Annotated in this window: 20 protein-coding genes; 13 read left to right on the top strand and 7 right to left on the bottom strand. The window is 64.8% G+C overall.

The features are described 5' to 3' along the window. Positions 1-30: 30 nt before the first annotated feature. The gene (gene gloB, locus AC1RCO_RS04260; protein WP_492617428.1) at positions 31-798 is read right to left on the bottom strand and encodes a hydroxyacylglutathione hydrolase; all 768 of its coding nucleotides are present in this window, start codon (positions 796-798) and stop codon (positions 31-33) included. Positions 799-863: 65 nt separating this feature from the next. Between gloB and AC1RCO_RS04265 the strand changes: the two genes are divergently transcribed. Together AC1RCO_RS04265 and rnhA are read left to right on the top strand one after the other, a co-directional pair. Then, positions 864-1,622, top strand: coding sequence for a methyltransferase domain-containing protein (locus AC1RCO_RS04265; protein WP_015635818.1), 759 nt, complete (start codon positions 864-866; stop codon positions 1,620-1,622). A gap of 109 nt (positions 1,623-1,731) precedes the next feature. Then, on the top strand, positions 1,732-2,184 hold the full coding sequence (rnhA, locus tag AC1RCO_RS04270; protein ID WP_019092917.1) for a ribonuclease HI: 453 nt from the start codon (positions 1,732-1,734) through the stop codon (positions 2,182-2,184). Between the two features lie 16 nt (positions 2,185-2,200). Here the strand turns inward: rnhA and AC1RCO_RS04275 are convergent, their stop codons facing one another. Further along, on the bottom strand, positions 2,201-3,151 hold the full coding sequence (locus tag AC1RCO_RS04275) for a glycerophosphodiester phosphodiesterase family protein (protein ID WP_404672609.1): 951 nt from the start codon (positions 3,149-3,151) through the stop codon (positions 2,201-2,203). Positions 3,152-3,297: 146 nt separating this feature from the next. After that, a complete protein-coding gene (locus AC1RCO_RS04280) occupies positions 3,298-3,621 on the bottom strand; it encodes a DUF2388 domain-containing protein (RefSeq protein WP_011061577.1) in 324 nt (107 codons plus the stop codon). Between the two features lie 196 nt (positions 3,622-3,817). Here AC1RCO_RS04280 and dnaQ point away from each other — a divergent pair, with 196 nt between their 5' ends. From dnaQ to AC1RCO_RS04295, 3 genes are all read left to right on the top strand, one after another. After that, a complete protein-coding gene (gene dnaQ, locus AC1RCO_RS04285) occupies positions 3,818-4,567 on the top strand; it encodes a DNA polymerase III subunit epsilon (protein WP_011061576.1) in 750 nt (249 codons plus the stop codon). A gap of 312 nt (positions 4,568-4,879) precedes the next feature. Further along, the gene (locus AC1RCO_RS04290; RefSeq protein ID WP_015635813.1) at positions 4,880-7,135 is read left to right on the top strand and encodes an Orn/Lys/Arg family decarboxylase; all 2,256 of its coding nucleotides are present in this window, start codon (positions 4,880-4,882) and stop codon (positions 7,133-7,135) included. Between the two features lie 14 nt (positions 7,136-7,149). Next, positions 7,150-7,737 (top strand): GNAT family N-acetyltransferase, encoded by a 588-nt coding sequence (locus tag AC1RCO_RS04295; RefSeq protein ID WP_236203159.1) that lies wholly within the window; start codon positions 7,150-7,152, stop codon positions 7,735-7,737. Here AC1RCO_RS04295 and AC1RCO_RS04300 read toward each other — a convergent pair. Continuing rightward, complete coding sequence (locus AC1RCO_RS04300; protein WP_011061573.1) at positions 7,734-8,627, bottom strand: LysR family transcriptional regulator; 894 nt, start codon at positions 8,625-8,627, stop codon at positions 7,734-7,736. The two genes, AC1RCO_RS04295 and AC1RCO_RS04300, sit on opposite strands and share 4 nt — an antisense overlap. 93 nt (positions 8,628-8,720) lie before the next feature. Beyond that, positions 8,721-8,957, bottom strand: coding sequence for a hypothetical protein (locus AC1RCO_RS04305; protein WP_011061572.1), 237 nt, complete (start codon positions 8,955-8,957; stop codon positions 8,721-8,723). Between the two features lie 228 nt (positions 8,958-9,185). Between AC1RCO_RS04305 and AC1RCO_RS04310 the strand changes: the two genes are divergently transcribed. Both AC1RCO_RS04310 and AC1RCO_RS04315 read left to right on the top strand, forming a co-directional pair. Continuing rightward, positions 9,186-9,743 carry an NADPH-dependent FMN reductase gene (locus AC1RCO_RS04310; RefSeq protein WP_011061571.1) on the top strand — a complete coding sequence of 186 codons (558 nt, stop codon included), beginning with the start codon at positions 9,186-9,188 and terminating at the stop codon, positions 9,741-9,743. A 116-nt stretch (positions 9,744-9,859) separates the two neighbouring features. Then, positions 9,860-11,146 carry an arsenic transporter gene (locus AC1RCO_RS04315; protein ID WP_011061570.1) on the top strand — a complete coding sequence of 429 codons (1,287 nt, stop codon included), beginning with the start codon at positions 9,860-9,862 and terminating at the stop codon, positions 11,144-11,146. 58 nt (positions 11,147-11,204) lie between these two features. Here the strand turns inward: AC1RCO_RS04315 and AC1RCO_RS04320 are convergent, their stop codons facing one another. After that, entirely contained in the window at positions 11,205-12,158 is a 954-nt protein-coding gene (locus AC1RCO_RS04320; RefSeq protein ID WP_492617429.1) for a DUF1853 family protein, read from the bottom strand. Between the two features lie 162 nt (positions 12,159-12,320). Here AC1RCO_RS04320 and AC1RCO_RS04325 point away from each other — a divergent pair, with 162 nt between their 5' ends. From AC1RCO_RS04325 to pepN, 6 genes are read left to right on the top strand one after another with little or no spacing between them, the layout of a single operon-like run. Further along, on the top strand, positions 12,321-13,211 hold the full coding sequence (locus AC1RCO_RS04325) for an NAD(+) kinase (protein WP_007920913.1): 891 nt from the start codon (positions 12,321-12,323) through the stop codon (positions 13,209-13,211). Continuing rightward, the gene (locus AC1RCO_RS04330) at positions 13,208-14,182 is read left to right on the top strand and encodes a metallophosphoesterase (protein ID WP_169891843.1); all 975 of its coding nucleotides are present in this window, start codon (positions 13,208-13,210) and stop codon (positions 14,180-14,182) included. The genes AC1RCO_RS04325 and AC1RCO_RS04330 overlap by 4 nt, the downstream gene beginning before the upstream one ends. Then, positions 14,179-15,045 (top strand): rhomboid family intramembrane serine protease, encoded by an 867-nt coding sequence (locus AC1RCO_RS04335; RefSeq protein ID WP_041118467.1) that lies wholly within the window; start codon positions 14,179-14,181, stop codon positions 15,043-15,045. Before AC1RCO_RS04330 ends, AC1RCO_RS04335 begins: the two co-directional genes overlap by 4 nt. 15 nt (positions 15,046-15,060) lie before the next feature. Then, positions 15,061-15,321: a YeaC family protein gene (locus tag AC1RCO_RS04340; protein ID WP_011061566.1), complete on the top strand. Its 261-nt coding sequence runs from the start codon at positions 15,061-15,063 to the stop codon at positions 15,319-15,321. Then, complete coding sequence (locus tag AC1RCO_RS04345) at positions 15,318-16,148, top strand: DUF2797 domain-containing protein (RefSeq protein ID WP_401260145.1); 831 nt, start codon at positions 15,318-15,320, stop codon at positions 16,146-16,148. Before AC1RCO_RS04340 ends, AC1RCO_RS04345 begins: the two co-directional genes overlap by 4 nt. Before the next feature lie 12 nt (positions 16,149-16,160). Beyond that, a complete protein-coding gene (gene pepN, locus AC1RCO_RS04350) occupies positions 16,161-18,818 on the top strand; it encodes an aminopeptidase N (protein ID WP_492617430.1) in 2,658 nt (885 codons plus the stop codon). A gap of 43 nt (positions 18,819-18,861) precedes the next feature. Here the strand turns inward: pepN and AC1RCO_RS04355 are convergent, their stop codons facing one another. Then, positions 18,862-20,526: a SulP family inorganic anion transporter gene (locus tag AC1RCO_RS04355; RefSeq protein WP_492617431.1), complete on the bottom strand. Its 1,665-nt coding sequence runs from the start codon at positions 20,524-20,526 to the stop codon at positions 18,862-18,864. Positions 20,527-20,589 lie beyond the last annotated feature (63 nt).

Consider the following 20,589-nt stretch of genomic DNA (forward strand, 5'->3'; position numbering starts at 1 on the left):
TCAGAATTTTTGTACCAATCGATAGCCTGCTTAGAACTTATCTTTCCAAGCCCTCAGAGCCGCAAAGACCGCACTCTGCGACTGGTTATCCTGGCCATTCCGTTCGTCCGCTTTTTGTTTAACGGATGTTTCACCGGTACGCAGGAACGGGTTGGTCAATTTCTCCAGGGCCAGGGTCGAGGGCAGGGTCATGCGCCCTTGCTCACGCATCTGCGTGACCTTCGCCAGGCGTTCGGCGATGTCCGGGTTGGCCGGTTCCACCGCCTGGGCGAAGCGCAGGTTGCTCAGGGTGTATTCGTGGGTGCAGTAGACCAGGGTGTCGTCCGGCAGCGCGGCGAGGCGGCCGAGGGAGTGGTGCATCTGCTCCGGGGTGCCCTCGAACAGCCGGCCACAACCGGCCGCGAACAGGGTATCGCCACAGAACAGCAGGCCATGGTGGTAGTAGGCGATATGCCCCAGGGTGTGGCCGGGCACGGCGAACACCTCGAACTCCCAGCCGAGGATGCTGACCCGCTGGTTGTCTTCGAGGCCGATGTCGCGGGCCGGGATCTTTTCCCGGGCCGGGCCATAGACCGTGGCCGCGCTGTGCTGCTTGAGGCGTTCGACGCCGCCGACGTGATCGTGGTGATGGTGGGTGATCAGGATGTCGCTGAGCACCCAGCCCGGGTGCTGTTCCAGCCAGGCCAGTACCGGCGCCGCATCCCCCGGATCGACGACTGCGCAGCGCTGGCTGCGATGATCTTGTAACAACCAGATGTAGTTATCGGTGAAGGCGGGCAGGGCACTGATCTGTATCATCTTCGGATTCGCCAAGCGGAAAACAATGGCGCATCTTAGAGCTTCTTGGCGTGTTGGAGAATGCAATGACCGATAAAGCCTTCGCTCAGGCAGATCCCGACTGGCTGGCCCTGATCAGTGCGGCCCGGGAGTGGCTGTCCGGCCCCCTGGGGCAATTTCTGCTGGATGAAGAGCGGCGCATGCTCGAAGAGGAACTGGGGCGTTTCTTCGGTGGCTACCTGGTGCACTACGGGCCCTCGGCGCAAACCCCGCCGGCGGCGCCCCAGGTGCAACGCAACGTGCGTCTTGGCGCGCCCTTGCCCGGGGTGGAGATCGTCTGCGAGGAGCAGGCCTGGCCCCTGAGCGAGCACGCCGCCGATGTGGTGGTGCTGCAGCACGGCCTGGATTTCTGCCTGTCGCCCCATGGCCTGCTGCGCGAGGCGGCCAGCAGCGTGCGCCCTGGGGGGCATCTGCTGATTGTCGGCATCAACCCCTGGAGCACCTGGGGCCTGCGCCATGTGTTCGCCCATGATGCGTTGCGCCTGGCCCGCTGCATCTCCCCGTCGCGGGTCGGCGACTGGCTCAACCTGCTGGGCTTCGCGCTGGAGAAACGCCGCTTCGGGTGCTATCGTCCGCCGCTTGCTTCAACGGCATGGCAGGCGCGGCTGGCCGGCTGGGAGCGCAGGGCCGGGCACTGGCAACTGTCCGGCGGCGGCTTCTACCTGTTGGTGGCGCGCAAGATCGCCGTGGGCCTGCGCCCGGTGCGCCAGGTGCGGCGCGAGCCGATGGGCAAGCTGGTACCGCTGCCCATGGCCAAGGTCAACCGCCGCAACAGCGAGCCTTGATGAACTGTTGAAACCCTCTTTTTATACACTCCCGGCCGGCGTAGCCCGGCCCTGGGCCCGGTCGATCGCGGTCGGCGGGCCAATGGCAATTTTCTGATGGAAGGCGTGAATGAGCGATAGCGTAGAAATCTTTACCGACGGTGCCTGCAAGGGCAATCCCGGCCCCGGTGGCTGGGGCGCGCTGCTGGTGTGCAAGGGCGTCGAAAAGGAGCTCTGGGGCGGCGAAGCCAACACCACCAACAACCGCATGGAGCTGATGGCGGCGATCCGCGGCCTGGAAGAGCTCAAGCGCCAGTGCGATGTGCAGCTGGTCACCGACTCGCAGTATGTGATGAAGGGCATCAACGAGTGGATGGCCAACTGGAAGAAGCGCGGCTGGAAGACCGCCGCCAAGGAGCCGGTGAAGAATGCCGACCTGTGGCAGCAGCTCGACGAACAGGTCAACCGCCACAACGTCACCTGGAAATGGGTGCGCGGCCACACCGGCCATCACGGCAACGAGCGGGCCGACCAGTTGGCCAACCGCGGTGTCGACGAGGTCCGCGGCTACAAGCAGTCCTGATGCCCTGAGCGGCCAATCAGCGACAAGGCAGCGGCCGTTCGAGCCGCTGCTTCATTTCCCCCATCGCACGGGGCGAATCCACCAGCACCGCATCCATCTTCAGGCAAGTGGCCGCCTGGTAGTCCTCGGCCGTATTGATGCCGATCGCCAGCATCCGCACCTTGCCCCGTGACTGAAAGCAATCCACCGCAGCGGGCGTCCACAGCCGGGCATCGACCTGGGAGCGCGCCTCGCCCAGGGTAAAGGTCTCGACCAGTTGCACCGGGCGCCGGTACTCGAAAGCCACCCAACTGCCGGGTGCAGGTGGTGCGTTGCAGTGGTGGGCGAGGGCGACGCTGGCCAGCCGGTCCCGGGTACTGTCCCTGGATTCGAACAGCCGGGCCTGGGGATAGGGCGCGAAAGCCTGCTGGTAGCCGGCATCGGTGGAGTAGATCAGCACCCGGTTCCAGGCGTGCAGCTGTTCCAGCAAGCGGGCGACGGCCTGGGCCTGGGGGGCAGCCGGCAGGGCCTTCATGTCGAGAATCACCGGCACCGACTCGGGGATCGCCATCAGCGCCTGACGCAACGACGGCAGGCTCACCGGCTGGGCGCGATAGGGAAAGCTCACCTGGCCATCGGCTGCTGTCTGCTTGAAATTCCACCCGGCATTGAGTGCCTGCAACTGCGCCAGGGTGTGCTGGTTGACTGCGCCTGTGGCCTGGGTATTGGCGCTCAGGTCGGCCGGTCGGTACAGCACCGGTACGCCATCGCGGCTGAGTTGCACTGTCAGCCAGAGCATGTCGACGTTATTGCGCAGGGCATTGTCGATGGCCAGCAGGGTGTTCTCGGGAAAGTCCGCGGCGCCGCCGCGATGGGCAACGATCAGCGGCCGTTGTCGGCTGTCGCTGTCGGTGTGCGCAAGGGAAGAGCAGCCACTGAAGCAGGCCAAGGCCAGCAGCAGTGGGAGCATCTGTCGAGTCTTGAGCATGGGAGGGCGGTTCCTGTGGAGTGAGTGCAGCGCCGGGTATCAGCACCCGCGCGCCTGGGTGAGGCCGCACGGTAACGCAATAGCCTTGTTCGCATAAAGGAACGGCTGGGGCGCGCGATGAATTAGCTGCGGATGCGCCTGGGGGCTCAGAGCGCAAGCATGGCGCTGGCCAGTTGCAGGTCGCTACAGGGCGGGGCGCCGAGCACCTGGCGAATGTGCATCAGGGCGGCTTCCAACCGGGCGCCACGGATCTCGCCGGCGCTGGCCACGAAGGCCGCGGCATCGCTCTGGGCGGCGAGCACAAGTTTGTCGTCCTTGAATGAGCTGCTGGCTTTGGAGCTGCCCTCGGTTGAGCTCAGGGTCAGGCTCATGCTGATGTCGGTGCTGATCACCAGGGCGCTGGCCTGGACGAGGTCGGCGAACAGGCAGGCGCAGAGCGCGCAGGCCAGTCGGGTTTTGCTGGGGGTCATGGCAGGGCTGGGTCCGGCGGAAAATATCGTCGGGCACCCTAGCGCTTTGCGTTGCAGCGAACTGCAGCAGCTTTGCTAAGGATTGTTAAAAACTGCACAGGCTGGGGGCTGATGAATCCGCCATGGGTGTCCTGCCGCCAGAGCGTGCTAAAATCCCGCGCTTTGAAACACTTCCACCGTTGAGAACTGACCCCTGATGGCCAACAGATCTGTTGTACTCGATACCGAAACCACCGGCATGCCGGTGACCGACGGCCACCGGATCATTGAAATCGGTTGCGTCGAGTTGATCGGTCGGCGCCTGACCGGCCGGCACTTCCACGTTTACCTGCAACCGGATCGCGAGAGCGATGAGGGCGCCATCGGCGTCCACGGCATCACCAACGAATTCCTGGTGGGCAAGCCGCGTTTCGCCGAAGTCGCCGACGAGTTCTTCGACTTCATCCAGGGCGCGCAGCTGATCATCCACAACGCGGCGTTCGACGTTGGCTTCATCAACAACGAATTCGCCTTGATGGGCCAGCACGAACGGGCCGACATCACCCAGCACTGCACCATCCTCGACACCCTGATGATGGCCCGCGAGCGGCACCCGGGGCAGCGCAACAGCCTCGACGCCCTGTGCAAACGCTACGGCGTCGACAACTCCGGCCGTGAACTGCACGGCGCCTTGCTCGACTCGGAGATCCTGGCCGACGTCTACCTGACCATGACCGGTGGCCAGACCAGCCTGTCGCTGGCCGGCAATGCCTCGGACGGCAACGGCTCTGGCGAGGGAGCCGGCCAGGCTTCGGAAATCCGCCGCTTGCCGGCCGATCGCCCGCGCGGGCGGATCATCCAGGCCAGCGACGCCGAACTGGCCGAGCACCAGGTGCGCCTGGAAATCATCGCCAAGTCCGCCGGTGCCCCGGCGCTCTGGACCCAGTTGCTCGAAACCCAGCAGTAAGCCTTTGCTGTGGCCGCTGCCGCTGCCGCTGCCGCTGCCGCTGCCGCAGGCGGCGAACGGCGCCGTAGGAGGCGCCGCGATATTGAGGACCGCAGGGGCCTGGCGGGAGATCGCCAGGCAAGGCCCTTCGTTCCTTTTCGCAGCTTCGCGGGCCCAGCAGCGGCTATAGGCGTGGCTGGGAATGGACCGGCAATTGTTCCAGAGCGACGTTTTGTTACACCCAGCCCATGCCTGGGGTGACACGAAGCGTGCGCAGCTTCTACCCTGAGTTGATTGGCGGGGCCTGCCCGCCGTTTCAGGACACTGAGCCCCATGTATAAAGACCTGCAGTTTCCGATCCTGATCGTGCATCGCGACATCAAGGCCGATACGGTCGCGGGGGACCGGGTCAGGGGGATCGCCCGGGAACTGGAAAAGGACGGGTTCAGCATCTTTTCCGCGGTGGACTATGCCGAAGGGCGGCTGGTGGCTTCGACCCATCACGGCCTGGCCTGCATGTTGATCGCCGCCGAAGGGGCCGGGGAAAACAAGCACCTGTTGCAGAACATGGTGGAACTGATCCGCCTGGCGCGGGTACGTGCGCCGCTGCTGCCGATCTTTGCCCTGGGCGAGCAGGTGACCCTGGAAAACGCCCCCGCCGACGCCATGAGCGAACTCAACCAGCTGCGGGGCATTCTCTACCTGTTCGAGGACACGGTGCCGTTCCTGGCCCGGCAAGTGGCCCGGGCCGCGCGGGGCTACCTGGATGGCTTGCTGCCACCGTTCTTCAAGGCCCTGGTACAGCACACCGCCGACTCCAACTATTCCTGGCACACCCCGGGGCACGGCGGTGGCGTGGCCTATCGCAAGAGCCCGGTGGGGCAGGCGTTTCACCAGTTCTTTGGCGAGAATACCTTGCGTTCGGACCTGTCGGTGTCGGTCCCGGAGCTGGGTTCGCTGCTGGATCACACCGGCCCGCTGGCGGAAGCCGAGGCCCGTGCCGCGCGCAACTTTGGCGCCGATCACACTTTTTTCGTGATCAATGGCACCTCCACCGCCAACAAGATCGTCTGGCATTCCATGGTCGGTCGCGATGACCTGGTGCTGGTGGACCGCAACTGCCACAAGTCGGTGCTGCACTCGATCATCATGACCGGGGCCATTCCCCTGTACCTGTGCCCGGAGCGCAACGAACTGGGGATCATCGGGCCGATTCCCCTGAGCGAGTTCAGCGCCGAGTCGATCCAGGCCAAGATCGATGCCAGCCCGCTGACCCGCGGCCGGCCGCCCAGGGTCAAGCTGGCGGTGGTCACCAACTCCACTTATGACGGCCTGTGCTACAACGCCGAGCTGATCAAGCAGAGCCTGGGCAACAGTGTCGAGGTGCTGCACTTCGACGAAGCCTGGTACGCCTATGCGGCCTTTCATGAGTTCTTCGCCGGGCGCTACGGCATGGGCACGTCCCGCAGCGCCGACAGCCCGCTGGTGTTCACCACCCATTCCACCCACAAGCTGCTGGCGGCCTTCAGCCAGGCCTCGATGATTCACGTGCAGGATGGCGGCGCCCGGCAACTGGACCGCGACCGCTTCAACGAAGCCTTCATGATGCATATCTCCACCTCGCCGCAGTACAGCATCATCGCCTCGCTGGACGTGGCTTCGGCGATGATGGAAGGGCCGGCAGGGCGCTCGCTGCTGCAGGAAATGTTCGACGAGGCCCTGAGCTTTCGCCGGGCCCTGGCCAACCTGCGGCAGAACATCGCCGCCGATGACTGGTGGTTCTCGGTGTGGCAACCGGAGCGGGTCGAGGGCATCGACCAGGTGCGCACCGAGGACTGGCTGCTGGAACCTGAGGGCGAGTGGCACGGTTTTGCCGGGGTCACCGATGACTATGTGCTGCTGGACCCGATCAAGGTGACCCTGGTCATGCCCGGCCTGACCGCGGGCGGCGCCCTGAGCGAGCACGGGATCCCGGCGGCGGTGGTCAGCAAGTTTCTCTGGGAGCGCGGGCTGGTGGTGGAAAAGACCGGGCTCTATTCGTTCCTGGTGCTGTTCTCCATGGGCATCACCAAGGGCAAGTGGAGCACGCTGCTCACCGAACTGCTGGAGTTCAAGCGCAACTACGACGCCAATGTCAGCCTGGCCAGCTGCCTGCCCAGCGTGGCCGGGCAGGACCCGCAGCGCTACCAGGGCATGGGCCTGCAGGACCTGTGCGACCAGTTGCACGCCTGCTACCGCAGCAACGCCACGGCCAAGCACCTCAAGCGCATGTACACGGTGCTGCCGGAGGTGGCCATGAAGCCTGCCGATGCCTATGACCATCTGGTGCGGGGCGAGGTCGAGGCGGTTTCCATCGATCAGTTGCAGGGGCGTATCGCTGCGGTGATGCTGGTGCCCTATCCGCCGGGCATTCCGCTGATCATGCCGGGCGAGCGTTTCACCGATTCCACCCGTTCGATCATCGATTACCTGGCCTTCGCCCGGGCCTTTGACAGCAGCTTCCCGGGGTTTGTCGCCGATGTGCACGGGCTGCAGCATGACGATCTGGGCGACGGGCGCCAGTACACCGTCGATTGCATCAAGGCATGAGGAGTTTCCCGGCCATGCAACCTGTTGTGAATCCCCGTTATCCGGGCCTGGCGGTGCGAGTCGCCGATGAGGGCTTTGCCGCTTATATCTGGGGCAGCGACTTCAGCTTCGAGGTCAGCGCCTATGCCGTGGCCGAACGCGAAGTGCCGGTGGCGGACTGGGCCCTGCGACGGATCGTGCCCTATCGCAAATGCTATGGCATCGACCCGGAGGAGTTCAGCAGCTACCGCAATGCCGCGGACAGCGAGATCTTCATGGCCTATCTGGACGACCAGCCGGTGGGCCATGTGGTGGTCAGCACCAACTGGAACGGTTACGCCCATATCGATGAGCTGGCGGTGCATGCGCCGGCCCGGCGCCACGGGGTAGCCAGGGCGCTGCTGGATGTGGCGCAGTTCTGGAGCCGCAGGAAAAAACTGCCGGGGATGATGCTGGAAACCCAGAACAACAACCTGGGGGCCTGCCGTCTCTACGAGCAATGCGGCTATGTGGTAGGGGGCGTGGACCACCTGCGTTACCGCGGTATCGACCCGCAGACCGCCGAGGTGGCGATCTTCTGGTACCGGCTGTTCGCCAATGAGCTGGAGGGGCTGGCGCTTTAACCTGCCAGCAGGGCCTCGGCCTGTTCCGTGAGCAGCTCCAGCAGGGCTGTGGTCAGCGGCGAGCTGTCGCTGCCGTGGCGCCGCAAGGCGTACAGCGTGACGCTGATGGGGGGCGACAGCGGGCACACATCGAGCCCGGCGCTGCGGGCGCCGACGGCGGTGAAGGGGTCGACGATGGCCAGACCTTCGCCAGCTTCCACCAGGCTGCGCATCATCTGATAGGTCTGCACCCGGGTCTGGATCACCGGGCTGGGGCGCAGGTTCTGCAATTTGCTGGCAAGCATCACGCTCAGCGGGTCCTGGCCCTCCAGGCCGACCATGGCCTGGCCGGCCAGATCCTGCAGGGCGACGTATTTCTGCTTGGGTTGCAGCCAGCCGTGGGGCGCCAGGAGAAACAGCTTGCCCTGGGCCAGGGCCTGGCTGTGGATGTCCGGGTGCTGCGGATCGTGCAGGCTCAGGCCCAGATCGCAGTCACGCAGCAGCAGGCTGTGGACCATGTCCCGGGTGCTCTGGCCGAGCAGGCTGCAAGGGGTGTCGGCGAAGCGCCGGCGCAGGGCGGCGATGCACTGGGGTAGCAGTTGCTGAACCAGCGGCGGGGTGCCGACGAGGCGCAGCGGTGGCGCCTGGTGGAACCTCAGGCTGTCGGCCAGGCGCTGCACGGGCTCGAAAGCGTCATACACCCGGGTGATGGCTCCCTGCAGCTCCCGGGCTTCACGGGTGGCCTGCAAACGGCCGCGAACACTGGCGAACAGCATGAAGCCCAATTGGCTCTCGGCGTCGCGCAGCAGGGCCTCGACCTCGGCCACCGAAAGTTGCAGCAGTTCGGCGGCAGTGCCCAGGTGAGCGGTTTGCAGGAGCGCCTGAATCACTTCGATATGACGTAAACGCATGCTTGAAGTCCATCTCCAGCCGTCGAGGGGTCAAGCAACGAATCCTAACCCAAGTGTGGCGACACAACAGCTGGCGATGATGCTCGCGAAGAATCACTGAGCTACATAGGTCTCGGGCTCGCGCACGATGGTTACATCCGACTGCACCAGCAGGAACTGGTTGTCATCGAGTTTCTTGACCCGGTCGCCGATGGCCAGGCGGTAGGTGGTCACGGGCTCCGATCCGGCCGCGCCGTCCTCCGGGGGCATGGATTCCTGGAATTCGTGCACTGAGTACACCCGTCCCTCGGCATCTCTTGCATGGAATTGTCCGACAAGTACTGCTGCCATTCTTTAGAGCCTCTGGAGATAAAACACGCAAATTCGGTGGTGTAGACCCGGTGTCCCCAGGGGAAGTTTTACCCCGGGAAAAAAATAATCCGCTACCGGTGCCAGCCTCGTTATCGCGGGCTCGCTGGCAACAGGCCATGGCTTGGGAATTATCGGGGTGGGGTAGCAGACATCACCTCGGGTCATCTATAACTAACACCTTCTTTACGCCAACGGTTGGAAACTCCCATGAGCAATGTCTACAAGGTCGCAGTACTGGTCGGCAGCCTGAGAAAGCAGTCCCTGAACCGCAAGGTCGCCCTGGCCCTGGCCGAGCTGGCGCCTGCCAGCCTCCAGCTGGACATCGTCGAGATCGGTGACCTGCCGCTCTACAACGAAGACATCGATGCCACGCCACCGGCGGCCTACACCCGTTTTCGCGAACAGATCAGCGGCGCCGACGCGGTGCTGTTCGTTACCCCGGAATACAACCGCTCGGTACCGGCGGCGCTGAAAAATGCCATCGACGTCGGCTCGCGGCCCTACGGTAAAAGTGCCTGGAGCGGCAAGCCGGGGGCGGTGATCAGCGTTTCTCCGGGGGCCATTGGCGGTTTTGGCGCCAACCACCACCTGCGCCAGTCCCTGGTGTTCCTCAATGTGCCCTGCATGCAGCAGCCCGAGGCCTACCTGGGTGGCGCCGGCTCGGCATTCGACGAGGCCGGCAAACTGTCCGAAGCAACCCGGCCGTTCCTGCAGGGCTTCATCAACGCTTACGGGCAGTGGGTCGAGCAGCAACGCAAGGCCTGATTCCCCACCATCATTCCCTGCTGTCGCAGGAGCCGGCTTGCCGGCGAAGAGGCCCTTGAGTCCCGTGGGGCACCTTCGCCGGCAAGCCGGCTCCTGCATACTCAAGACCCACTCTCATGTTGATTGCCGTATCGATTTTCCTGCTGACCATTACCTTGGTGATCTGGCAGCCCAAGGGCCTGGGCGTTGGCTGGAGCGCCGTGTTCGGGGCGACCCTGGCGCTGTTGTTCGGGGTGGTGCAATGGGCGGATATCCCGGTGGTCTGGCAGATCATCTGGAATGCCACCGGTACCTTTGTCGCGCTGATCATCATCAGCCTGCTGCTGGACGAGGCCGGGTTCTTTGCCTGGGCCGCGCTGCATGTGGCGCGCTGGGGGCGAGGGCGGGGCAGGCGGCTGTTTGCCTTCATGGTATTGCTGGGGGCGCTGGTCTCGGCGCTGTTCGCCAATGACGGCGCCGCGCTGATCCTGACCCCCATCGTCATTTCCATGCTCCTGGCCTTGCGCTTTTCACCGGCCACGACCCTGGCCTTCGTCATGGGCGCGGGGTTCATTGCCGACACCGCGAGCCTGCCGCTGGTGGTTTCGAACCTGGTGAACATCGTCTCCGCGGACTTCTTCAAGATTGGCTTCAACCGTTATGCGCTGGTGATGCTGCCGGTCAACCTGGTGAGCGTGGCCGCCACCCTGGTGGTGCTGCTGTGGTTCTTCCGCCGCGACATCCCGCTGGATTACGACCCCCGACAACTGGCCGAGCCCGCCAGCGCCATCCATGACCGGGCGACCTTCATGGCCGGCTGGTGGGTGTTGCTGATCCTGCTGCTGGGCTGTTTTGCCCTGGAGCCGCTGGGCATTCCCATCAGCGCTATTTCCGCGGTGTGCGCGGCGCTGCTGCTGGCGATTGCCGCCCGCGGGCACCGGATCTCCACGCGCAAGGTGCTCAGGGAAGCGCCCTGGCAGATCGTGATTTTTTCCCTGGGCATGTACCTGGTAGTGTACGGCCTGCGCAATGCCGGGCTCACGGCGTACCTGGCCGGCTGGCTGGATGCCTTTGCCGGCGGCGGGATCTGGGGCGCGGCCCTGGGCACCGGGTTGCTCACGGCGGGCTTGTCATCGCTGATGAACAATCTGCCGACAGTGCTGATCGGCGCCTTGTCCATCGATGCCAGCCAGGCCACGGGGGTGGTCAAGGACGCGATGATCTACGCCAACGTCATCGGCAGCGACCTGGGGCCGAAGATCACCCCCATCGGCAGCCTGGCGACCCTGCTCTGGCTGCATGTACTGGAGCGCAAGGGTATTCACATTGGCTGGGGGTACTACTTCCGGGTCGGCATCGTGCTGACGCTGCCGGTGTTGCTGGCGACCCTGGCGGCCCTGGCGCTGCGCCTGTCTCTGATGTAGGCGCCGGCTTGCCGCATAGGGGCGTCTTCGCCGGCAAGTCCGCTCCTGCGGCAGATTGTCAGGAGGGCTGCGGGGGGACGTGGGGCCAGAGATCGGCCACCAGGAACAGGCGTTCGGCTTCTTCCCAGCCGCCTTCAGGGGTTTGCTCCAGGCGTACCAGCAACTGCGCCGGGGCCTGGTGGGCAAGTTCCGCCAGCCATTGCTGCAGTTGCGTGGCGGTCCAGGCCTGCTCGGCCGGGTAGTGGGCCGGCGCCAGCCAGGCGTGGCGGGGCAGGGGCTGCCAGCGCCCCGGGGCGCTCTGGGCGAAAAATGCCGGCCAGTCGCGCTGATGCAGCCAGCGCCCGCACAGGTGTTGCGGGTGGGCGCCCTGGGGCGGTTCGGCGCGACCCGGCCAGGGGTACAGCAGGTAGCCCCCCAGCCACAGGTGCGCGCTGAACTGGTGGATATCCAGTGCCGCCAGGGCTTCGCGGCTTTCGTCCCGGGCGGAAATCGGCAGTTGGTGCCCATCCAGGTGCGCCAGCTTGCGGTCCAGGCGGTCATGGCAGCCGGGGCCCAGCCATTGGGCGCTGTCCTGGCCATTGCCGGCCTGGGGGCCCAGGTACAGCTTGATCGCCAGTTCCAGGTGGTGCACGCCGTCACGGTCGCGCAGCAGCATGTCCAGTTCGCCCAGGGTGTGGCCGCCGCGGCGGATTGGCAGGTTGGCCGCCAGCAGCTCGACCCCGGGGGCGTGGCGGACGGCAAATTGCCAGAGGCGTTCGTAATACAGGCCCAGGCGCCGGGTCGGGCCCTCGGCCAGCCATTGGCGCAGGGCGCGGCTGTCCAGGTCCTGGCAGCGCAGCCAGTGGGCCAGCAGTTGCGGCGCCTGGACCCAGTCGCTGCCGGCGAGCGGGTGGCGCTGTGGCCAGGGCGTGTGGCTGAGCATCGGCGGCGCGAGGATGACCCAGGCGAGGTCGCGGACTTCAGGTTGACGCAACTGGCGGGGAAGGCCGAGCAGATCAGGGAACAGGAGCATCTTGCGAGCATAGACGCAAACCCGGGCCGATCGCGATAAATGCGTGCCACTCGCAGTTGCGGCAGGGCTGGCTAAGCCCGTGTGGCTGAAAGGATTTTGTCTAACGCCGGGTTTCGCCCATAATCCTCCGTTTCGCCCGTACCCGAATTCCGCAGGAGCCCCATGGAGCAGTTTCGCAATATCGGCATTATCGGTCGCCTGGGCAGTTCCCAGGTGCTGGACACAGTTCGCCGACTGAAGAAGTTTCTGCTGGCGCGGCACCTGCACGTGATCCTTGAGGACACCATCGCCGAAGTGCTGCCCGGCCACGGCCTGCAGACTTCCTCGCGCAAGTTGCTGGGCGAGGTCTGCGACATGGTCATCGTGGTCGGTGGCGACGGCAGCCTGCTGGGCGCCGCCCGGGCCCTGGCGCGGCACAACATCCCGGTGCTGGGGATCAACCGCGGCAGCCTGGGCTTTCTCACCGACATCCGCCCCGACGAGCTGGAGGTCAAGGTCGCCGAGGTGCTGGACGGCCACTACCTGGTAGAGAACCGCTTCCTGCTGCAGGCCGAGGTGCGCCGCCATGCCGAGGCCATCGGCCAGGGCGATGCGCTGAACGATGTGGTGCTGCACCCGGGCAAGTCGACGCGGATGATCGAGTTCGAGATCTACATCGACGGCCAGTTCGTCTGCAGCCAGAAGGCCGACGGCCTGATCGTCGCCACGCCCACCGGTTCCACGGCCTACGCCCTGTCCGCCGGCGGGCCGATCATGCATCCCAAGCTGGATGCCATTGTGATTGTGCCGATGTACCCCCATACCTTGTCGGGAAGACCGATCGTGGTCGATGGCAACAGCGAGCTGAAAATCGTCGTGTCCAAAGATATGCAGATCTATCCGCAAGTTTCCTGTGACGGGCAGAACCATTTCACCTGTGCCCCGGGCGACACCATCACGGTCAGCAAGAAGGCGCAGAAACTGCGCCTGATCCACCCGCTGGACCACAACTACTACGAGGTCTGCCGGACCAAACTCGGCTGGGGCAGCCGGCTGGGCGGTGGAGGCGACTGATGCTCGATCCCGCGCGTAGCTACGACCTGATCGGTGACGTGCACGGTTGCGCCCTGACCCTGGAGCACTTGCTGGATCGGCTCGGTTATCACAAGCAGGCCGGCGTCTGGCGGCACCCGTCGCGCATGGCGGTGTTCCTCGGCGATATCATCGACCGCGGCCCGCGTATCCGTGAGTCCCTGCACATCGTCCACGACATGGTCGAGGCCGGTCAGGCCCTGTGCATCATGGGCAACCACGAGTTCAATGCCCTGGGCTGGAGCACTCCGGCGGCCGAAGGCAGCGGCAAGCAGTTCGTGCGCGAGCACACCCCGCGCCATGCCCGGCTGATCCACGAGACCCTGACCCAGTTCGAACAGCACCCGGGTGACTGGCACGATTTCCTGCAGTGGTTCTATGAGTTGCCGCTGTTCGTCGACGCCGGGCGCTTTCGCGTGGTGCACGCCTGCTGGGATGCCGGCCTGATCGCGCCGCTGCGCCAGCAGTACCCCAACGGCTGCATCGACCGCGAGTTCCTGCAGTCCGCGGCCGTTCCCGACAGCTTTGCCTGTACCGCCTTCGACCGTTTGCTACGGGGCACCGACATGCGCCTGCCCCATGGCCTGACCATGACCAGCGGCGACGGCCTGACCCGCGCCTTCTTCCGTACCAAGTTCTGGGAAGACGACCCGCAGACCTACGGCGACATCGTGTTCCAGCCCGATGCCTTGCCCGAGCCTGTGGCCCGCACGCCGTTGTCCCCGGCCGAGAAGAACAGCCTGCTGCGTTATGGCGCCGAGGAGCCGATGCTGTTCGTCGGGCACTACTGGCGCAGCGGCAAGCCGGCGCCGATCCGTCCCAACCTGGCGTGCCTGGACTACAGCGCGGTGCTCTACGGCAAGCTCGCCGCGTATCGGCTGGACCAGGAAACCCGCCTGGATCCGAATAAATTTGTCTGGGTCGACGTTGAACGGCCCGAGGTAGTGCGATGAGTGCGGTAGCGGTATTGCGCCTGCCCCTGGCGACGGACCTGAGCGGCTTTGTCAAGCTGCTGCAACGCATGCAGGTGCCTCACCGGGTCAGCGAGGAGGCGGGGGAGCAGGTGCTCTGGGTGCCGGAATCCATCAGCGAGGACGTGCGTGGCCTGTACCAGCGCTTTCCCCAGGGCGACCCCGATCAGCAACTGGACATTCCCCAGGCCAGTGCCCCGGCGCGCCCCGGCTTCGTCCAGCAACTGCGCAGCAGCCCGGTCACCGCGCTGATCCTGCTCTTGAGCCTGGCGGTATGCGGTATCACCTTGCTCGGCGACAACCTGCAGACCCTGAGCTGGTTCACCTTCCTCGAGTTCCGCGTGGTTGGCGACTACATCCAGTTCAGCTCCCTGGCCGACAGCCTGGCAGCGGGGCAGTGGTGGCGCCTGGTGACGCCGATGCTGATCCACTTCGGCTTCCTGCATATCGCCATGAACGGCATGTGGTACTGGGAGCTGGGGCGGCGCATCGAAATGCGCCAGGGCGGCATCAACCTGCTGGGCCTGACCCTGCTGTTCAGCCTGGTGTCGAATTACGCGCAGTACTACTTCAGCGGGCCGACCCTGTTCGGCGGCCTGTCCGGGGTGCTCTACGGCCTGCTCGGGCATTGCTGGATCTATCAATTGCTGGCCCCCAACCCCATCTACCGCCTGCCCCGGGGCGTGCTGGTGATGATGCTGGTGTGGCTGCTGCTGTGCCTGTCCGGGCTGGTCTCGATGATCGGTTTCGGTGAAATCGCCAACGCCGCCCACGTTGGCGGGTTGCTTATCGGATGCCTCACCGGCCTGTTGGGCGGCTTGTACAGCCGCAGACGGGCCCTTTAAACGCTGGAGTCTTGTATGTCGTCCTTTGTTGAAATGATCGAAAACATCACCCCCGAGATCTACCAGAGCCTGAAACTGGCGGTAGAGATCGGCAAATGGTCCGATGGCCGCAAGCTCACCGCCGAACAGCGTGAACTGTCCCTGCAGGCGATGATCGCCTGGGAAATGCAAAATCTGCCCGAGGATCAACGTACCGGCTACATGGGCCCGCAGGAATGCGCCTCGAAGTCGGCGCCGGTGCCGAACATCCTGTTCAAGTCGGATGCCATCCATTGATCGAGATTGGCCGCGGTTCCATCAGTAAAATGTCGGCACGCCTGGACGGGCCGAATGTTCAGTACGCTTTTCGCCTGGGCGACACCGAGGTGCCGGTCAACCCCTTGATCGGCACCACAGTGCGCCTGGAATACCTGGGTGCGATCCATTGCAGCCATTGCGGGCGCAAGACCAAGACCAGCTTCAGCCAGGGCTACTGCTACCCGTGCATGACCAAGCTGGCCCAGTGCGATATCTGCATCATGAGCCCGGAACGCTGCCACTACGACGCCGGTACTTGCCGCGATCCGTCATGGGGCGAGCAGTTCTGCATGACCGACCACGTGGTCTACCTGGCCAACTCGTCGGGGATCAAGGTCGGCATCACCCGCGCCACCCAACTGCCGACCCGCTGGCTCGACCAGGGGGCCAGCCAGGCGCTGCCGATCATGCGCGTAGCGACCCGCCAGCAATCGGGCTTCGTCGAAGACCTGTTCCGTTCCCAGGTGGCCGACAAGACCAACTGGCGCGCCTTGCTCAAGGGGGATGCCCAGGCAGTGGACCTGGTGGCAGTGCGCGAGCAGCTGTTCGCCGCCTGCGCCGAGGGCCTGTTGGCCCTGCAGGAGCGTTTCGGCCTGCAGGCGATCCAGCCGGTGACCGACATCGAGCCTCTGGAAATCCGCTATCCGGTCGTGGAGTACCCGACCAAGATCGTCAGCTTCAACCTGGACAAGAATCCGATCGCCGAAGGTACGTTGCTGGGGATCAAGGGCCAGTACCTGATCTTCGACACCGGCGTGATCAACATTCGCAAATACACGGCGTACCAGCTCGCCGTGCATCAGTAGAAGGAATTCGCCATGCGCACCGACCAACCGAAGATGATCTACCTGAAGGACTATCAGGCCCCCGAGTACCTGATCGACGAGACCCACCTGACCTTCGAGTTGTTCGAGGACCACAGCCTGGTCCATGCGCAGCTGGTGATGCGTCGCAACCCGGCCCGGGGCGCCGGCCTGCCGCCCCTGGTGCTGGACGGCCAGCAACTGGAACTGCTGTCGGTGAGCCTCGCCGATCAGCCGCTGAGTGTTGACGACTACCAGCTGGACGACAGCCACCTGACCCTGCACCCCACCAGCGCCAGCTTCACCCTGGACACCAGCGTGCGCATCCATCCGGAAAGCAACACCGCCCTGGAAGGCCTGTACAAGTCCAGTGGCATGTTCTGCACCCAGTGCGAGGCCGAGGGCTTTCGCAAGATCACCTATTACCTCGACCGCCCGGACGTGATGAGCAAGTTCACCACCACCGTGGTCGCCGAGCAGCACAGCTACCCGGTGCTGCTGTCCAACGGCAACCCGATCGCCAGCGGCCCGGGAGAAGACGGCCGGCACTGGGCGACCTGGGAAGACCCGTTCATGAAACCAGCCTACCTGTTCGCCCTGGTGGCCGGAGACCTGTGGTGCGTGGAAGACAGCTTCCGCACCCAGAGCGGTCGCGACGTGGCGCTGCGCATCTATGTCGAGCCGGAAAACATCGACAAGTGCCAGCACGCGATGAACAGCCTGAAGAAGTCCATGCGCTGGGACGAAGAGACCTATGGCCGCGAGTACGACCTGGACATCTTCATGATCGTCGCGGTCAACGACTTCAACATGGGCGCCATGGAAAACAAGGGCCTGAACATCTTCAACTCCAGCGCCGTGCTGGCCCGTGCCGAAACCGCCACCGACGCCGCGCACCAGCGGGTCGAGGCCATCGTTGCCCACGAATACTTCCATAACTGGTCGGGCAACCGGGTGACCTGCCGCGACTGGTTCCAGCTGTCGCTCAAGGAAGGTTTCACAGTGTTCCGCGACGCCGGTTTCTCCGCGGACATGAACTCGGCCACGGTCAAGCGCATCCAGGACGTGGCGTACCTGCGGACCCACCAGTTCGCCGAAGACGCCGGCCCCATGGCCCACGCCGTGCGTCCGGAAAGCTTTATCGAGATCTCCAACTTCTACACCCTGACCGTGTACGAAAAGGGTTCGGAAGTTGTCGGCATGATCCACACCTTGCTCGGCGCCGAAGGCTTCCGTAAGGGCAGCGACCTGTACTTTGAGCGCCATGACGGCCAGGCCGTGACCTGCGACGACTTCGTCAAGGCCATGGAAGACGCCAACGGCGTCGATCTGACCCAGTTCAAGCGCTGGTACAGCCAGGCCGGTACGCCGCGGCTGGCGGTGAGCGAGTCCTACGACGCAGCGGCGAAAACCTACAGCCTGACCTTCCGCCAGAGCTGCCCGCAAACCCCGGACAAGGTCGAGAAACTGCCGTTCGTGATTCCGGTGGCCCTGGGCCTGCTCGATAGCACCGGTGCCGACATGGCCTTGCGCCTGGCGGGTGAAGCCGCCGCCCAGGGCTCGTCCCGCGTGTTGTCGGTGACCGAGGCCGAGCAGACCTTTACCTTCGTCGACATCGCCGAACATCCGCTGCCCTCGCTGCTGCGGGGGTTCTCGGCTCCGGTGAAGCTGAGCTTCCCCTACAACCGTGACCAGCTGATGTTCCTCATGCAGCACGACAGCGACGGTTTCAACCGCTGGGACGCCGGCCAGCAATTGTCGGTGCAGGTGTTGCAGGAACTGATCGCCCAGCACCAACAGGGCAGGGCGCTGGTGATGGACGAACGTCTGGTGGCTGCCCTGGGCACTGTGCTCGCCGATGACAGCCTGGATCAAGCCATGGTCGCCGAAATGCTGTCCCTGCCGGGCGAGGCCTACCTCACCGAGATCAGCGAAGTGGCGGATGTCGAGGCGATCCACGCGGCTCGCGAGTTTGCCCGTCAGCAGCTGGCTGACAGTCTGTTCGATGCCCTGTGGAAGCGCTATCAGGCCAATCGGCAGGTGTCCAAGGCCACCGCCTACGTGGCCGAGTCCGAGCATTTTGCCCGTCGCGCGCTGCAGAACATCGCCCTGTCGTACCTGATGCTGACCCACAAGCCCGAGGTACTGGCTGCGGCCATCGAACAGTTCGACAGCGCCGACAACATGACCGAGCGCCTGACCGCCCTGGCAGTGCTGGTCAATTCGCCGTTCGAGGCCGAGAAGGCCAAGGCCCTTGCCGTGTTCGCCGAGAACTTCAAGGACAACGCCCTGGTCATGGACCAGTGGTTCAGCGTGCAGGCCGGCAGCCCGTTGCCCGGTGGCCTGGAGCGGGTCAAGGCACTGATGCAGCACCCGGCGTTCAACATCAAGAACCCGAACAAGGTGCGGGCGCTGGTGGGGGCGTTTGCCGGGCAGAACCTGATCAACTTCCACGCCGCCGATGGTTCGGGCTATCGCTTCCTGGCGGACCTGGTGATCCAGCTCAACGGCTTCAACCCGCAGATTGCCTCGCGGCAACTGGCGCCGCTGACCCGCTGGCGCAAATACGACAGTGCCCGCCAGGCACTGATGAAAGGCGAACTGGAGCGCATCCGCGCCTCCGGCGAGCTGTCCAGCGATGTGTTCGAGGTGGTGAGCAAAAGCCTCGCCTGAGGCTTGTATCGCCCCCGGCATCCCTTCGCTGGCAAGCCAGCTCCTACGCGAGCGGTGGTGGTGGGGAGGCAGGGGGGATTTGGCTCTGTAGCGCTTCGCTCAAGTCGCGGTGATAGTTCTGCGCGCCGATGGCGTGCAGGATGCCGACCCGCTCCAGCTTGCCGTGCACCTTGAGGTTGGCTTCGCACAGCTTCACCACAATCGCGCGCTTGTGCAGCTGGCCTATCACTTCTTCCAGGGTCTGCAGCCCGGTAATGTCCATGAACGGCACATGCTTGAGGCGGATGATCAGCACTTGCGGGTCGCTGTGGGTCTGGGCCAGGGCCCGTTCGAAGGTCTCCGCGGCGCCAAAGAACAACGGCCCTTCGATGGTGTAGATCAGTACGCCCGGTGGCAGGTGCTGCTGGCCACTGCGGTGCAGTTCCTGCTGCAGATCCTGTTCCACCACTTGTTGCACTTCCACCGAGGAGGCCATGCGCCGCAGAAAATGCAGCATGGCCAGGACCACGCCGATGTTCACCGCGATCACCAGGTCGCTGAACACGGTCAGCACAAAGGTGCACAGCAGGATCGCCACATCGGCCCGGGGGGCCCGTTGCAGCATGCGCTTGAAGTGGTGCAGCTCGCTCATGTTGTAGGCCACCACGAACAGGATCGCCGCCAGGGCGCACAGCGGAATGTTCGCTGCCAGCGGCGCCAGGAACAGGATGATCAGCAGCAGCACCAGGGCATGGACGATACCCGCCAGCGGGCTGCTGCCGCCGTTGCGGATATTGGTGGCGGTACGGGCAATGGCGCCGGTGGCGGCGAAACCGCCGAACAGCGGGGTGACCAGGTTGGCGATGCCCTGGCCCATCAGTTCCTGGTTGGAATCATGGCGGGTGCCAGCCATGCCATCGGCCACCACCGCCGACAGCAGCGATTCGATGGCCCCGAGCATGGCGATGGCGAAGGCCGGGCCGATCAGGTCCAGGACCCGCGGCAGGCTGACCTCTGGAAACTGCAACGCCGGCAAGCCCTGGGGAATGCCACCGAAGGCACTGCCAATGGTGGCCACGCCCTGGAACTGGAACAGCGACTGCAAGGCCGTGGCCAGGGTCATGGCCAGCAGGGGGGCCGGCAAACGCTTGAGCTGGGGGATGCGCGGCACCCATAGCAGCAGCGCCAGGCTCAGCAGGGCCAGCAGGGTGGTGGTCAGGTGCAGTTGGGGCAGGGCTTGCAGCAGGTGCCAGAGTTTCTGATGAAAGTGCTCGCCGCCGACCGCGGGCAGGCCGAAGAAATCCTTCCACTGGCTGACCCAGATGATTACCCCGATACCGGCGGTGAAGCCCAGGATCACCGGGTCCGGGATGAACTTGATCAGGGCGCCCAGGCGGCTGATGCCCAGCAGGAACAGGATCAACCCGGCCATCAGGGTCGCCAGTTGCAGGCCGCCGACCCCGTATTGGGCGGTGACCCCGGCAAGGATCACGATAAAGGCCCCGGTGGGCCCGGCGATCTGCACCCGGCTGCCGCCGAACAGCGACACCAGCAGGCCGCCGACGATGGCGGTGTAGATGCCCTGTTCGGGCTTGACCCCGGAGGCGATGGCGAAGGCCATGGCCAGGGGCAGCGCCACCACTGCGACAATCACCCCGGACACCAGGTTGCGGCCCCAGTGCGCACGTCCCAGCAATCCGGCTTTCCACGCCTCGCGTATGGCAATCATGGCTCTGTCCTGAAGTCTGTCCGGCTCATCATAGCCCCGGCCGGGGAGTGTCGGCCCCTGTCC

This window comes from Pseudomonas sp. GW823-FHT03E05 (assembly GCF_058796855.1).

Excerpts from the sequence above, each read along its gene's own strand:
- gloB (WP_492617428.1), bottom strand. The coding sequence starts at position 798 with ATGATACAGATCAGTGCCCTGCCCGCCTTCACCGATAACTACATCTGG.
- AC1RCO_RS04265 (WP_015635818.1), top strand. The coding sequence starts at position 864 with ATGACCGATAAAGCCTTCGCTCAGGCAGATCCCGACTGGCTGGCCCTG.
- rnhA (WP_019092917.1), top strand. The coding sequence starts at position 1,732 with ATGAGCGATAGCGTAGAAATCTTTACCGACGGTGCCTGCAAGGGCAAT.
- AC1RCO_RS04275 (WP_404672609.1), bottom strand. The coding sequence starts at position 3,151 with ATGCTCAAGACTCGACAGATGCTCCCACTGCTGCTGGCCTTGGCCTGC.
- AC1RCO_RS04280 (WP_011061577.1), bottom strand. The coding sequence starts at position 3,621 with ATGACCCCCAGCAAAACCCGACTGGCCTGCGCGCTCTGCGCCTGCCTG.
- dnaQ (WP_011061576.1), top strand. The coding sequence starts at position 3,818 with ATGGCCAACAGATCTGTTGTACTCGATACCGAAACCACCGGCATGCCG.
- AC1RCO_RS04290 (WP_015635813.1), top strand. The coding sequence starts at position 4,880 with ATGTATAAAGACCTGCAGTTTCCGATCCTGATCGTGCATCGCGACATC.
- AC1RCO_RS04295 (WP_236203159.1), top strand. The coding sequence starts at position 7,150 with ATGCAACCTGTTGTGAATCCCCGTTATCCGGGCCTGGCGGTGCGAGTC.
- AC1RCO_RS04300 (WP_011061573.1), bottom strand. The coding sequence starts at position 8,627 with ATGCGTTTACGTCATATCGAAGTGATTCAGGCGCTCCTGCAAACCGCT.
- AC1RCO_RS04305 (WP_011061572.1), bottom strand. The coding sequence starts at position 8,957 with ATGGCAGCAGTACTTGTCGGACAATTCCATGCAAGAGATGCCGAGGGA.
- AC1RCO_RS04310 (WP_011061571.1), top strand. The coding sequence starts at position 9,186 with ATGAGCAATGTCTACAAGGTCGCAGTACTGGTCGGCAGCCTGAGAAAG.
- AC1RCO_RS04315 (WP_011061570.1), top strand. The coding sequence starts at position 9,860 with ATGTTGATTGCCGTATCGATTTTCCTGCTGACCATTACCTTGGTGATC.
- AC1RCO_RS04320 (WP_492617429.1), bottom strand. The coding sequence starts at position 12,158 with ATGCTCCTGTTCCCTGATCTGCTCGGCCTTCCCCGCCAGTTGCGTCAA.
- AC1RCO_RS04325 (WP_007920913.1), top strand. The coding sequence starts at position 12,321 with ATGGAGCAGTTTCGCAATATCGGCATTATCGGTCGCCTGGGCAGTTCC.
- AC1RCO_RS04335 (WP_041118467.1), top strand. The coding sequence starts at position 14,179 with ATGAGTGCGGTAGCGGTATTGCGCCTGCCCCTGGCGACGGACCTGAGC.
- AC1RCO_RS04340 (WP_011061566.1), top strand. The coding sequence starts at position 15,061 with ATGTCGTCCTTTGTTGAAATGATCGAAAACATCACCCCCGAGATCTAC.
- pepN (WP_492617430.1), top strand. The coding sequence starts at position 16,161 with ATGCGCACCGACCAACCGAAGATGATCTACCTGAAGGACTATCAGGCC.
- AC1RCO_RS04355 (WP_492617431.1), bottom strand. The coding sequence starts at position 20,526 with ATGATTGCCATACGCGAGGCGTGGAAAGCCGGATTGCTGGGACGTGCG.